Genomic DNA, 14,198 nt, shown 5'->3' on the forward strand with positions numbered 1-14,198 from the left:
TTAATAAGTGATAGTCGCTCTTTACAAGATTATTACCTTTTATTAGTTAGAAGTGGAACTGTCCTAAAAGAAACACTTACCTATTATATAAAATATAAACAAAATTTGCATGTTTTTTCCGCGCTATCTTTCTTAACAATACTATACCATAAATAATGAGCCCTTCAAAAGAAGGGCTCTATTAGTTCGGACAAGTAAAGTTTTAAGCAATCATCTTTTTTCTTAACAGGTCTTTCCATTGGGCTGCAAGTTTTTTTCTGAGTTTTTTTAACATGTCCGATCACTTCCTTCTAATTTCATAAATACTAATCTTGTCCGGCGAAATTTTATATACTGGGTGTTTCCCCTTCTCTTATTTATATTATATGACATTTTTCTATGAAATTTCGTGGCTATTTTTGGAAATATCGTTAACTTTCTTTTAAATTACTGGAAAAACTCAACTATAATTGACCAATTATAAAAATTAACGTACGCTAAAGTCATTGAATTGCTAAGAGTATGGAGGAAATTTAATGAATTCAATTGTATTTTTTGATATTGACGGTACTATTCTTAACGAAAACAAACAGATACCGTTATCAACTTTAGCTGCTATTGAAAAACTACAACAAAAAGGTATATATACGGCAATAGCCACAGGCAGAGGTCCTTTTATGTTTGAGGATTTAAGGCGCACTTTGAAAATAGATAGTTATGTTAGTTTTAATGGACAATTTGTTGTTGTAGATAATGAACCAATCTATAAAAATCCTTTACAAAAAGAAAAAATTCATGAGTTAACATTACTAGCAAGAAGAAATGATCACCCATTAGTATTTATGACTAATGAAACAATGAGGGCAAATCATAGCGATCATTCTTATATCCACGAAGGGTTAAATAGTTTGTTATTTAACCATCCACCATATGATCCGCAATATTATGAAAAACAAGATGTGTATCAATCGTTACTTTTTTGTCAAACAGGTGAAGAGCAAGTTTATTTAGAAAAGTTTACAGATTTTCAAATTATCCGATGGCATAATGTATCTGTCGATATTATTCCGAAGGGCGGTTCAAAGGCTGAAGGGATTAAAAAAATAATTGAGAAGTTTGGACTACAAAAGGAGCAAGTATACGCTTTTGGTGATGGTCTCAATGATTTGGAAATGTTAGAGTTTGTTGGTACGGGGGTTGCAATGGGAAACGGGCACCCTAAAGCAAAAGAGGCGAGTGATTTTGTTACAAAATCGGTTGATGAAGATGGAATTGAGTACGGCTTGAAAAAACTAGGTTTGTTATAAAAGACTTTGTCTAGCTCCAGCGCCCTAGCCCTCGAGGTCTTCAGCCGTCCCACTTCGGAGGGAAGACCCTTTCCTGCGGGGTACTTCTTAAGCTGGTGAGGGCAGAACAAGGCGCTTGCGCTTTTTCTTAACTACTTAGCAATATGAGTTGGCTAAAATTTTTCAGGGTAATCATTCTTTATTTAGACACATTCCGTTTGCTTTGACTTTGCGAAAGAGGCACAAATAAGACTGCTCATATGTTACGAGCAGTCATACTGTATCCTATGATATCAAGCATTAAATGGAGTTGCGTTGTCAGGCTCTGTGAAAGGATTGTCTTTATTTATATGATCATAAAACATAATACCATTTAAATGATCTATCTCATGTTGGAAGACTATTGCTGCTAATCCCTTTAATCGCAATTGTACTTCTTTACCATCTAAAGTAGTACCTTTTACTGTAACTCTTGCGTAACGAGGAACATATCCAGGGACATCTCGATCAACAGATAAACAGCCTTCTCCAGTTGATAAGTAGGTTTTCTCAACAGAATGACTAACTATTTTTGGGTTAAACAATGCGTAGCTATACAATTTGTCATTCTCATCAGTTACATGAACAGCTATCATTCGTTTTAGTACGTTGATTTGTGGGGCAGCTAAGCCAATTCCGGGCCGTAGTCCGTATTTTTCTGCAATTTCGGGATCTTGACTATTAATTACATAGTCATGCATGTTTTTTAATGTTTGCTTATCTTGTTCAGAAGCAGGTAATATTACTTGATTTGCTGTCATTCGTAAGGAAGGGTGCCCTTCCTTTATAATATCTTTCATCAAAATCATTTTTGAGTGTCATCTCCTATTATTAGATACATTACATATAGTCTATCAAAACTAAGGGGAAAAGTTAATTAACTTAAAAATTGATTTTCATAAATACTTGTTTTTATTGCTCATGGACAAGCACATAACTTTATAATTAACTTCATATTATGGGATATAATATATTCCAATTAGTTTTAATCTTATGTTATCGGATACATTTTCTAGCGTAAAAGTTCTCTTAGTTTTGAAGTATTTTAACAAAAAAAGTCGCAGTCTTATAATTTTATCATGATTTAGTTGCGAATGTTGACGTAAAATTTTATAGTAGTAATGGGAAAGGTAGGAGATTAAAAACGTGAGAAAGTTTTCATTCAGACTATTAATTTTTCTTAGTGTTTTAACAATTATAGGTTGTAGTCGTGGTCCATCAGCAGAGGAAGAAGTATATGCCCAGCTTGAAAAAGTAGTAACATTAGAAGAAGTATTTGAGCAGCAACAAGAGCCTTTAGTTGCTTTAGAACAGCAAGAAAAAGAAATTTATAATGAAATAATTGCGCTAAGTATGAAAGAATTTGATAAGATTGTTTCTTTATCTAAAGAAGCGATCGCAATAACGAATAAACGCCAAGAACACTTGAATAAAGAAAAAGAAAGTATAGAAGCGGCTAAAGTTGCATTTGAGAAAACGAAAGCCAGTATTGATACTATCAAGGAAGAGGCTTTAAAGAAACAAGCTCTAGAATTGTATGAATTAATGAAAGGTCGTTATGAAGCGTATGATGAGCTTTATACACATTATCAAGAAGCTTTATCAGAAGATAAGAAGTTGTACGAAATGTTTCAAAATGAAGACCTAACGCTAGATGTACTAGAAACTCAAATTAACAAAATTAATGAAATGTACGATAAAGTGATAGCAGCAAATGAACGTTTTAACGATTTCACAAACAAGTACAACAATTCCAAATTAGATTTTTACAAGGCAGCAGGTTTAGATGTAACATATAGTCAAGAAACAGAAGATACTAAGAGTAATTAATTACGAAGTATCTTAAAACACCAAGAGTAACCATCTTGGTGTTTTTCTGTTTAAAAATATATAGTACAGAAGCATGGGGATGAATGGTACAGTTTTTAGTTGGATAGGGTGTTTTTCACTACGTAGAGAGTGAAAAAAAGATAAGCAAAGAAATTGACGGAACTATTTTGTTTGTTGTAAACTGAAAAACGTAGAACAATGTGTTGTATATATAATTTTATTTTTATTAGTACAGATGTTATTTATACATATTGTAAAATTTACTGCAATCACATTGTTTGGTGACTTTAAATAAATAAATTGGGTATCCTAAAAATGATTGTTTATGCTTAGCTAAACAGAACTGATAAAATTATTCAATTTATCTACTTTATAATGAAAGGAAGAGGTGACAACGTTATGGGAGAAAAGCAATCACTAACTCAAGCGATGGCTAGACTTAATCAAGTTGAAGAACAGTTCCAAACGTTCCAAATTCTAAATGAACAAGGCGAGGTAGTAAATGAAAATGCTGTGCCAAATCTATCTGATGATGAATTAAAAGAACTAATGAGACGCATGGTTTACACAAGAATTCTTGATCAGCGCTCAATATCTCTAAATCGTCAAGGGCGATTAGGCTTTTACGCTCCTACTGCAGGACAAGAGGCTTCACAGCTTGCTAGTCAATATGCACTAGAGAAAGAAGATTTTATTTTACCAGGCTATCGTGATGTACCTCAACTTGTATGGCATGGATTGCCTTTGTATCAGGCGTTCTTATTCTCTAGAGGGCATTTCCTTGGAAATCAAATTCCTGAAGATGTGAATGTTCTTCCACCGCAAATTATTATAGGTGCCCAAATCATTCAAGCTGCCGGAGTAGCTCTTGGTTTAAAGAAAAAAGGTAAGAAAGCAGTTGCAATTACTTATACTGGTGACGGCGGAGCAAGCCAAGGTGACTTCTATGAAGGTATAAACTTTGCTGGTGCTTATAAAGCTCCTGCGATTTTTGTCGTTCAAAACAACCGTTTTGCTATTTCAACACCAGTTGAAAAACAGTCGTCAGCACGGACAATTGCTCAAAAAGCAGTAGCAGCTGGTATTCCTGGCGTTCAAGTTGATGGTATGGATCCATTAGCAGTCTATGTTGCTACTAAAGAAGCCCGTGAACGCGCATTGAATGGAGAAGGTCCTACACTAATTGAAACATTAACATATCGTTATGGTCCTCATACAATGGCTGGAGATGATCCTACTCGTTATCGTACTAGTGAATTAGATAATGAATGGGAACGTAAAGACCCTATCGTTCGTTTCCGTAAGTATCTTGAAAATAAAGGTCTATGGAACGAAGAAATTGAGAATCAAGTAATTGAGCAAGCGAAAGAAGATATTAAGCAGGCTATCAAAAAGGCGGACGACACGCCTAAACAAAAAGTAACGGATTTAATTGCAAATATGTATGAAGAACTACCATTTAACTTAGAAGAGCAAATGGAAATTTATAAAGAGAAGGAGTCGAAGTAAGCTATGGCGCAAATGACAATGATTCAAGCCATTACAGATGCACTTCGGGTTGAATTGAAAAATGACCCGAATGTTCTTGTGTTTGGTGAAGATGTTGGTCTAAACGGCGGGGTTTTCCGCGCAACAGAAGGATTACAGAAAGAATTTGGCGAAGATCGTGTATTTGATACACCATTAGCTGAATCTGGAATTGGTGGTCTGGCTGTTGGTCTTTCACTTCAAGGCTTCCGTCCTGTACCAGAGATTCAATTCTTCGGCTTCGTGTATGAAGTAATGGATTCTATTAGTGGTCAAATGGCACGCTTGCGTTATCGTTCAGGTGGTGCTTACAATCAACCAATAACTGTTCGTTCACCATTTGGTGGCGGTGTACATACACCTGAACTTCATGCAGATAGCTTAGAAGGTCTAATGGCACAACAGCCTGGATTGAAGGTTGTTATTCCATCAACTCCTTATGATGCAAAAGGACTCTTAATCGCTGCTATCCGTGATAACGATCCTGTTATATTCTTAGAGCACATGAAGCTTTACCGTTCATTCCGTCAAGATGTTCCAGAAGGTGACTATACGATTGAAATTGGAAAAGCTGATGTTAAACGTGAAGGTACAGATTTATCGATTATCACTTACGGAGCAATGGTGCATGAGTCTTTGAAAGCTGCTGATGAGCTCGAAAAAGAAGGATATTCGGTAGAAGTAGTGGATCTTCGTACTGTATCACCGCTTGATATTCCAACTATTGTGGCATCTGTTGAGAAAACAGGTCGAGCTATTGTTGTACAAGAAGCTCAAAAGCAAGCTGGAGTGGCTGCAAATGTTGTTGCAGAGATTAATGACCGCGCTATACTAAGTCTTGAAGCACCAGTACTGCGTGTTGCTGCACCTGACACAGTGTTTGCTTTCTCAGCTGCTGAAGGTGTTTGGCTTCCAAATTATAAAGATGTAATTGAAACTGCTAAAAAAGTTCTTGAATTTTAAATGAAAATATAAAGGAGTATAACTTATACTCCTTTCCACTATAACTTGTACTCAAATGAAGGAGGCGGATTTCGTGGCGTTTGAATTTAAACTGCCTGATATCGGTGAGGGTATACACGAAGGTGAAATCGTTAAATGGTTCGTAAAGCCTGGTGATGAAGTAGATGAAGATGACGTATTATGTGAAGTTCAGAATGATAAAGCTGTTGTAGAAATTCCATCCCCGGTCAAAGGGAAGGTTCTTGAAGTGCTTGTAGAAGAAGGAACTGTAGCAGTAGTTGGAGATACATTAATAAAATTTGATGCTCCTGGATACGAAGACTTAAAGTTCAAAGGGCAAGACGACAGTGAAGAGAAACAACCTGAGCAAGAAGCACAAGCTAATCAGCCAACTGTCGAAGAAGCTCCTTCTCATAATGAAGAAGTAGATGAAACAACTCGTGTAATAGCTATGCCATCTGTACGTAAATATGCGCGTGAAAAGAAGGTTGACATCCGCAAGGTTAAAGGTTCTGGTAAAAATGGCAGAATCATCAAAGATGATGTTGATTCATACTTAAGCGGTGGAATTGTAGAAGCGCCACAAGCTGCAACTTCTACAAAAGAAGCGGAAACTACAACTGTAGCAGCAGAGAAAGAAACAAAACAAGAAACAAAACAGCCAGCTAAACAACCAATTCCAGCTGGACAATATCCAGAAACACGTGAGAAGATGAGTGGTATTCGTAAAGCGATTGCTAAAGCAATGGTAAACTCAAAACAAACAGCTCCTCACGTTACATTAATGGATGAAATTGATGTAACAAAGCTTGTTACACACCGAAAGAAGTTCAAAGAGACTGCTGCAAACAAAGGTATTAAATTAACATATCTGCCATATGTTGTAAAAGCGCTAACGTCAGCTCTACGTGAATATCCAATGTTAAATACATCATTAGATGATGCTACTGATGAAATAGTTCACAAACATTATTTTAATATTGGAATTGCTGCAGATACTGACAAAGGCTTACTTGTTCCTGTTGTTAAGGATGCTGACCGTAAATCAATTTTCTCTATCTCATCTGAAATCAATGAATTAGCTGTTAAAGCACGTGATGGAAAGTTAGCTGGAGATGACATGAAGGGCGCTTCTTGTACAATCACAAATATTGGATCAGCAGGTGGTCAATGGTTTACACCAGTTATTAATCACCCTGAAGTAGCTATTTTAGGAATTGGACGTATCGCTGATAAACCAGTAGTACGTGATGGCGAAATTGTAGTAGCGCCAGTATTGGCTTTATCTTTAAGCTTTGATCATAGACTGATTGACGGTGCAACAGCACAATATGCTTTAAATCATATTAAGCAACTGTTAAGTGATCCAGAGCTAATGCTTATGGAGGTGTAAAGAAATGGTAGTAGGAGATTTCCCGATTGAAATTGATACACTCATTGTTGGAGCGGGTCCTGGTGGGTATGTAGCTGCAATTCGTGCGGCACAGCTAGGCCAAAAAGTAACGGTTGTTGAAAAAGGTGAGCTTGGTGGTGTATGTCTTAATGTGGGTTGTATTCCATCTAAAGCATTAATTTCAGCCGGTCATCGTTATGAGGTTGCTCAGCATTCTGGTGATATTGGAATTACTGTCGAAAATATAAAAGTTGATTTTTCTAAGGTTCAAGCTTGGAAAAGTGGCGTTGTCAAAAAGCTAACTGGCGGTGTAGAAGGTCTTCTTAAAGGCAATAAAGTTGACATTGTAAAAGGCGAGGCATATTTTGTAGACTCTGAGACAGTTCGTGTAATGGATGAAAATTCAGCACAAACGTATAAGTTTAAAAATGCAATCATAGCAACTGGCTCAACACCAATTGAGTTACCAGCTTTCAAATACTCAAAACGTGTTATTGATTCAACTGGTGCTCTAAATTTAGACGAAATACCAAAGAAAATGGTTGTCATTGGTGGCGGCTACATTGGTACGGAGTTAGGTACAGCTTATGCTAACTTTGGTACTGAAGTTACTATCCTTGAAGGGGCTGACGAAATCCTTTCTGGATTTGAAAAGCAAATGAGTGCTATTGTAAAACGCCGCTTGAAAAAGAAAGGCGTAACAATTCACACGAATGCGATTGGTAAAGGTGTAGAAGAAACAGCGGACGGTGTTAAAGTAACGTTTGAAGTTAAAGGTAATACAGAAACTGTTGAAGCTGATTATGTATTAGTAACTGTTGGTCGTAGACCTAATACATCTGAACTTGGTTTAGAACAAGTTGGTGTGAAAATGTCGGATCGTGGTGTAATTGAAATTGATAAGCAGTGTCGTACATCTGTATCTAACATTTATGCAATTGGTGACATTGTTGAAGGACCACCATTAGCTCATAAAGCATCTTATGAAGGTAAAATTGCAGCTGAAGCAATCTCAGGTCACTCAGCAGAAATAGATTATCACGCAATACCAGCTGTTGTTTTCTCAGATCCTGAATGTGCTTCTGTTGGGTACTTCGAAAAAGAAGCTCAAGATCAAGGTATTGATGTGTTAACAGCTAAGTTCCCATTTGGTGCAAATGGTCGTGCACTAGCTCTTAACGAAACGGACGGATTCTTAAAGTTAGTTACACGTAAAGAAGATGGCCTATTAATCGGTGCTCAAATTGTAGGACCAAACGCATCAGATATGATTGCTGAATTAGGTTTAGCTATTGAAGCTGGTATGACTGTTGAAGATATTGCCATGACTATTCATGCTCATCCAACCCTAGGTGAAATTACGATGGAGGCAGCAGAAGTTGCTCTAGGTATGCCAATTCATATAGTAAAATAAATTAGAAAAAAAGAAGCCTTAAATGGGCTTCTTTTTTTAAAAAAATATACGTTAAATTATCTAAAGAAAATAATTAGAGGCATAACTTTATAGCCCAGTTTTGTCTAGTAATCTAGTAGACATACATTTTGGGTTCATAATGCTTCATATTAGTTTTCAAATGTTTGGTTAATGACGGTTACAATTTGATCCTTTGTATGTGGACCTACGATTTCTGCTACCACTTGGCTATCTTTAATGATAATTAAGGCTGGTGGTGTGACTATATTATATGTTCGATATGTTTGTTTTTCCTCTGGAGGAATAACTTCCATCTCACGCCAAACATCGGGGAAATTCTTTTTAAATTCTAATAAAGCATCATAATAATCACTTTCTTCATAAATATTATTTTCGTCACTAAAAAATAGTATCTGCTTTTCGTTCGAGGCTTCTGTAAAGTTCCGTCCTATTTGTCCAATTCCGTTCACATGCGTGCATGAGGATAATACAACTGTGAACATAGCAAAAACGATGACTAGCCTTTCAATCAATTTGCACGCCCCCCTTATACACGATCATTTTCTTCTATTTTACCATGTAGCTAAAAGGAAATTGGACTTGTTATACAATTGTTACATAAATGAAATGAATTAGCATCATCTGTTATATAACTTATTATTTGTTTCATGATAAGTTTTTTCTTTCCTCATCAATTTTTCAAGTTCTTCAAGTTCGTCTGAGATGGAGAGAATTTCGTAAAGTAACACAGTTTCATTTGAAAAATGATGATGATACTTTGTTGAAGATGAGTTATTGTCTTTTATTGTATCTTTCAATTGCCAAAATGCATTATCAAGTGCCTTTATTGTCTCTTCGTGATCAGGAGGTAACTGATGTTTTATATTCTGTAAGGTATCAACAAAACTCACTGTCACTTTTTTTAATAAAGTAAGAGTATCTTTAGGGAAATGATAAGAATTATTCTTTGAGAATTGTAAGTTCCCTAAATGGTGTATAATCTGCTCTAAAATAGCTAATTTTTTTTGCATCAATTGAAATTCACGTATATCTGCTGTTGTATGTCGGTGGAATTTCCATTCTTGTCTTTGATATTGTGAAAGTTGATATGTGTTTTGTAAGTCTACTAATAAACTGTTGTATCTTTTTTTTATCATGCTTCGTTTTGATGGATTATTGTTAAGAGAAACTAGACACGTTTCACTGAAAATTTGGGCAGTATTAACAAAAAGTCGGTCAACTGATTTTGAAATACTTGGAGTGAAATTTGGTGGTAGTATACTAATATTTACAATAGTTGATACAATTAACCCAATCATCGTCGTGCCTAATCTACTTATAAAAGCAAATAAAAAGTGATCCCCCGTTATAGGTATCATCGCTACAGCTGTTAACGTCGCGACAAGTATCCCTGCTTCAAGGCGTAGCTTATAGCATAGTAATATAGTCAGAGTAGCGGATAGCGCATATGTAAGAGGAGAATGACCCAATAAATATGTAAGGCTCATTGATATAGCAGCACCAATTGCAGAAGCAGGAAAACGGATAATCCCCTTTTTTATTGAATCCTGTGCCGTTGGTTCAATTGTTACAATAGCTGTAATAACAGCAAAAACGACGGGCATTTCCAGGTAACTACAAATAGTAGCTGTTATAAATACAGCAAGTCCAGTTTTGAAAATACGCCCTCCAAAAAATCTAAAACGCTTATTCATTTGTAAAGCTCCTTAAAATTAGTTCTATAATTATAATATAGTAACATTAACCTTAATGGTATCCTCAAAATAGGTAAAAGTATCGAAGGACATTATATTTAAATCCATGTATAATAAATTGTAATTAACAAGAAAAGGGGAATACTATATTATGCTTAAATACATCAAAGTACTTGCAACAAGTGTATTTTTATTATCTGCATGTGGTACTAATGAAATAGTAGACAAAGATATACAAAAACAGGATTCGACTGATATTAGTGAAGTAGTACAAGAAAAAGAAACAGTTGATGAGGAGAATAGTCAGCAAGACGAATCTCAAGATGAATCTGTTAACAATGAACAAACAGAAGCAGATGGTACCTCGGACTCTAGTCAAACAGAAGATTCTACAGAGCAAACAGAAGTAATTGAACCAGAATATAAGCTGAATACAGGTAATTGGGGAATTGAACCTATTGGGGATGCTAACCCAGATGTTGTATTACTAACAATAGATGATGCGCCAGATAAGCATGCAGTTGAAATGGCAAAAATCCTTGATAAATTAAATGTTAAAGCTATTTTCTTCGTAAATGGTCATTTTTTGGATACGCCTGAGGAAGAAGAAAAGCTAAGACTGATTCATGAGTTAGGTTTTCCTATAGGTAACCACACGATGTCCCATCCGAAATTAAAAGACTTGACTGAAGAAGAACAATACAATGAAATTGTAAAATTAAATGATAGGATAGAAGAAATTATAGGCGAGCGTCCTAAATTTTTCCGAGCCCCTTTTGGTATAAATACAGATTATAGTAGACAGGTTGTAAAGCAGGAAGGTATGCTTCTAATGAACTGGTCTTATGGGTATGATTGGGAGTCTCAATATATGTCAGCGCCAGAATTAACTGATATTATGGTGAACACACCCTATTTAAAAACAGGGGCTAATTTATTAATGCATGACCGTGAATGGACCAAGGATAGCTTAGAGGGGATTGTATCGGGCCTTAAAGCAAAAGGATATGAGATTGTAAATCCTGACTCAATTTTAATAGAAGAAAAATAATATTCATTAATAAAAAAATAAAAGCGGCCAAGTAGGCCGCTTTTATCTTTTATAAAAATACATTATTCTACCATTAAATAATTGCAATTCGCCTTGTAGCTTTTTACCTAAAAATTTACAAAATTCATTCGCTTTACCTTTATCGCCAAAAGTAGCTCCGTCCGGTAAGGTAATTTGAATATAAGCTGGTTGCTCATGCTTCTCACTTACCCCAACAGCAATCAAATTATAACGTTGGTCATTTGAGCATTTCAAATAGAACCACTTACCTTTACCTTCTTCCGTTTCCTTAAGGATATATGGAAAGGCAGCTCCTTCATATTGCCAATCAAGCTGCTTCCCTGTTTTCGTAGTTATCGCTTTGTAGTATGTAAATAATTCTTTTACTTCATCAAGCGTTATACATTGTTTGTTTGAAGCAGGAACTAACTTAATAAATGCTGTTTGAGCCATTAAAATGCCCCCTATTTTAATTTATTCTGTTGTACCTTACTAATCATTCTTCTCCCATTGTCTAACAATATTATTCTAGCATTGTTTATAATTGACTGACAATGAAATTACAGTTATTTATTATAAGAGCCGATGAGTATGCCCTAGCTTGTTGGATCTACTATGTGACTTCAATTGATAAAATAAAAGCTTTGTTGAAGGAATAGCTGATGAGTTTTAATACTTTTTGATTGTAGAACAACGCATGAAACTCCTTTTCGAAGAGCAATAGAGGGGATACCCATAGGCGCTTGCACTAAGGATTTTCCCCAAAACGCCCGCCGAAAGTGAGTGCAGTAGTAGAGTGAGAGTTAATAGTAATTTCGATTACAAAAAAGTGCCCCAAAACGTTAGTTTTGGGACACCCTCTTAAAGTGACTTATTCGTATTGTGCTTCTAGTGAGATGGCTGGTAAATTTTCAAGGAAAAAGTCGGCGAGGTCACTTGCTTCTTCTGTGGTTTCAATGCGGAAAACTTTTTGTAAATAATCAAGGTCTTCAATATCATTTGGGTCTAATAGTGTTGAACGCCCTGTTTGCATACAAATTACTAATGGTTTCCCAAAAAACATATTTGTATAAACGATGCCAAAGTCATAGCGAACATCATTCGTAGTTATGCCGACAAAACGAGCCTTCACGTTTTCGTGCTCATCATAGAGTTTTTCAATCAGATTCATAGGGTTTACCTCCTTTTTATTTATATAAAAAAAATGCCCTAAAAAAGCGTATAGGTTTAATCAATATTATAACTCTTTTCACAATTTAATTCAAACTATTTAAAACAATTAAACTGTTATTCTTTGTTAATTGATTTTTCATTTGTATTTTCAGGAAGAAGTTTTCTAAAAAAAAGGCTGATAAAAGAGGGATGTCGATTTTTTTAATTAATAGTGATCGTTGCGAAATGCGCGATATAAAGACGAAAGACAAAAAATCCCATAGACATTAAGCCGTCCCCCTGAGGAGGACGGCTTAAAGCATCTAGTTGATTTTTTTCTTATCTTATTGCTTTAAATTCTTTTAGTACTCGTAGTGTTTTTAATTCTGGATCTTCAGGTCCTTGAACAGGAAGTCCGACCTCTAAATTTGTTTCAATATACTTTAGATTTTCTTCAGTAATAATTTCACCCGGGATAAAAATAGGGATACCCGGTGGATATACCATTATAAATTCTGCAATAATTCGACCAGCTGAGTCCTCATAAGGAACAACTTCTGTTTCAGCGTAAAAAGCATCTCGAGGTGTTACAGCCAAAACTGGTATATCAGGTAACAGTACGTCAGGAGTGACGCCTTTATCAGCCTGATGACGGTATTGGGTTGCAAGCTCTTCTAAAGCTTGTACAAGAAGCTCTGTTTCCTTTTCAGTATCCCCTGGTGTTATAAGGCAAAGGATGTTGTATAAATCTGAAAGCTCAACTTCAATATTATATTTATTTCTTAACCACTTCTCAACCTCATATCCTGTAATCCCTAACTCTTTTATTGAAACGATAAGTTTTGTTGGGTCAAGGTCATGTGTTGCTTTTGTGCCCAAAATTTCCCTGCCGATACAATGTAAGTGAGGGATTTTATTAATTTTCTCTCTCGTTTTGTTTGCAAGCTGTATTGCTTTTTCAGCTAGTTCATGTCCTTCAGTTGCTAGACGTTTACGAGCAACGTCTAGTGAAGCAAGTAACAAGTATGAAGTGGATGTTGTTGTTAACATACTCAAAATTGATTGCACTCTGTTAGCAGAAACTAGTCCTTCTTTAACATTTAAGATTGAGCTTTGCGTCATTGAGCCACCAAGCTTATGAACGCTTGTTGCAGCCATATCAGCACCTGCTTGCATAGCTGAAGGGGGTAACCCTTCGTGAAAGTGTATATGTACACCATGTGCCTCATCAACAAGTACTGGTACGTTATATGAATGTGCTATTTCAACAATCGTGGTTAAATCTCCCGCAATACCAAAGTAAGTAGGATTAATTACTAAAACTGCTTTAGCATCAGGATGTTGTGCAAGTGCTTTTGAAACAGCATCAGTTGTAATGCCATGGGAGATTCCTAATTCTTTATCTATCTCAGGGTGAATGAAAACGGGTATGGCTCCTGAGAAGACTATAGCTGTCATAACAGATTTATGAACGTTACGAGGAACTATAATTTTATCTCCCGGCCGACATACAGCCATCACCATTGTCATAATAGCTCCACTTGTACCTTGGACAGAAAAGAATGTATAATCTGCGCCGAAGGCTTCTGCTGCAAGCTCTTGTGCTTCTTTAATCATGCCTTTAGGTGAATGCAAATCATCAAGTGGGCCTATGTTGATTAAGTCGATGGATAGTGCATTATCACCGATAAATTGCCGAAATTGCTGATCCATTCCAGCACCTTTTTTATGTCCAGGAATATGAAATTGTATTGGATTACGCTTAGCGTGTTCAACTAATCCCGTAAATAAGGGAGTTTCAAATTGTGACAAGTTAGTCAACACCTCTTACTTATATTTTATAAAACAA

At 35.8% G+C, this 14,198-nt stretch carries 13 protein-coding genes; 7 read left to right on the forward strand and 6 right to left on the reverse strand.

The window, feature by feature from the left end; all coding sequences use genetic code 11:
- The first annotated feature begins 515 nt into the window (after nucleotides 1-515).
- Nucleotides 516-1,286 carry a Cof-type HAD-IIB family hydrolase gene (locus tag EJF36_RS08300; RefSeq protein ID WP_125905866.1) on the forward strand — a complete coding sequence of 257 codons (771 nt, stop codon included), beginning with the start codon at nucleotides 516-518 and terminating at the stop codon, nucleotides 1,284-1,286.
- A gap of 272 nt (nucleotides 1,287-1,558) precedes the next feature.
- On the opposite strand, the gene def is transcribed toward EJF36_RS08300, so the two are convergent.
- Nucleotides 1,559-2,113, reverse strand: coding sequence for a peptide deformylase (gene def / locus EJF36_RS08305; RefSeq protein WP_125905867.1), 555 nt, complete (start codon nucleotides 2,111-2,113; stop codon nucleotides 1,559-1,561).
- 337 nt (nucleotides 2,114-2,450) lie between these two features.
- Here def and EJF36_RS08310 point away from each other — a divergent pair, with 337 nt between their 5' ends.
- The 5 genes from EJF36_RS08310 to lpdA all read left to right on the forward strand — a co-directional run bounded on the left by EJF36_RS08310 (nucleotide 2,451) and on the right by lpdA (nucleotide 8,431).
- Nucleotides 2,451-3,134 carry a YkyA family protein gene (locus EJF36_RS08310; RefSeq protein ID WP_260471856.1) on the forward strand — a complete coding sequence of 228 codons (684 nt, stop codon included), beginning with the start codon at nucleotides 2,451-2,453 and terminating at the stop codon, nucleotides 3,132-3,134.
- A gap of 399 nt (nucleotides 3,135-3,533) precedes the next feature.
- Nucleotides 3,534-4,643, forward strand: coding sequence for a pyruvate dehydrogenase (acetyl-transferring) E1 component subunit alpha (pdhA, locus tag EJF36_RS08315; RefSeq protein WP_185806862.1), 1,110 nt, complete (start codon nucleotides 3,534-3,536; stop codon nucleotides 4,641-4,643).
- Nucleotides 4,644-4,646: 3 nt separating this feature from the next.
- Nucleotides 4,647-5,624 (forward strand): alpha-ketoacid dehydrogenase subunit beta, encoded by a 978-nt coding sequence (locus tag EJF36_RS08320; RefSeq protein ID WP_125905870.1) that lies wholly within the window; start codon nucleotides 4,647-4,649, stop codon nucleotides 5,622-5,624.
- Nucleotides 5,625-5,697: 73 nt separating this feature from the next.
- A complete protein-coding gene (locus tag EJF36_RS08325; RefSeq protein WP_125905871.1) occupies nucleotides 5,698-7,017 on the forward strand; it encodes a dihydrolipoamide acetyltransferase family protein in 1,320 nt (439 codons plus the stop codon).
- A gap of 4 nt (nucleotides 7,018-7,021) precedes the next feature.
- Nucleotides 7,022-8,431, forward strand: a complete 1,410-nt coding sequence (lpdA, locus tag EJF36_RS08330; protein ID WP_125905872.1) for a dihydrolipoyl dehydrogenase — start codon at nucleotides 7,022-7,024, stop codon at nucleotides 8,429-8,431.
- A gap of 149 nt (nucleotides 8,432-8,580) precedes the next feature.
- Here lpdA and EJF36_RS08335 read toward each other — a convergent pair whose 3' ends face one another.
- On the reverse strand, nucleotides 8,581-8,964 hold the full coding sequence (locus tag EJF36_RS08335; RefSeq protein ID WP_125905873.1) for a YbbN family protein: 384 nt from the start codon (nucleotides 8,962-8,964) through the stop codon (nucleotides 8,581-8,583).
- 105 nt (nucleotides 8,965-9,069) lie between these two features.
- Nucleotides 9,070-10,146: an FUSC family protein gene (locus EJF36_RS08340; protein ID WP_125905874.1), complete on the reverse strand. Its 1,077-nt coding sequence runs from the start codon at nucleotides 10,144-10,146 to the stop codon at nucleotides 9,070-9,072.
- Between the two features lie 151 nt (nucleotides 10,147-10,297).
- On the opposite strand from EJF36_RS08340, the gene EJF36_RS08345 reads away from it, so the two are divergent.
- On the forward strand, nucleotides 10,298-11,197 hold the full coding sequence (locus EJF36_RS08345; RefSeq protein WP_125905875.1) for a polysaccharide deacetylase family protein: 900 nt from the start codon (nucleotides 10,298-10,300) through the stop codon (nucleotides 11,195-11,197).
- Nucleotides 11,198-11,239: 42 nt separating this feature from the next.
- Here EJF36_RS08345 and EJF36_RS08350 read toward each other — a convergent pair whose 3' ends face one another.
- The 3 genes from EJF36_RS08350 to EJF36_RS08360 all read right to left on the reverse strand — a co-directional run bounded on the left by EJF36_RS08350 (nucleotide 11,240) and on the right by EJF36_RS08360 (nucleotide 14,161).
- Nucleotides 11,240-11,650, reverse strand: coding sequence for a DUF1885 family protein (locus EJF36_RS08350; RefSeq protein WP_125905876.1), 411 nt, complete (start codon nucleotides 11,648-11,650; stop codon nucleotides 11,240-11,242).
- Between the two features lie 418 nt (nucleotides 11,651-12,068).
- Nucleotides 12,069-12,368 carry a DUF3055 domain-containing protein gene (locus EJF36_RS08355; RefSeq protein ID WP_125905877.1) on the reverse strand — a complete coding sequence of 100 codons (300 nt, stop codon included), beginning with the start codon at nucleotides 12,366-12,368 and terminating at the stop codon, nucleotides 12,069-12,071.
- A gap of 320 nt (nucleotides 12,369-12,688) precedes the next feature.
- Entirely contained in the window at nucleotides 12,689-14,161 is a 1,473-nt protein-coding gene (locus tag EJF36_RS08360; RefSeq protein WP_125905878.1) for an aminotransferase class I/II-fold pyridoxal phosphate-dependent enzyme, read from the reverse strand.
- Nucleotides 14,162-14,198: the final 37 nt, after the last annotated feature.

This window comes from Bacillus sp. HMF5848, assembly GCF_003944835.1.
In the GTDB taxonomy this organism is placed as follows: domain Bacteria; phylum Bacillota; class Bacilli; order Bacillales; family HMF5848; genus HMF5848.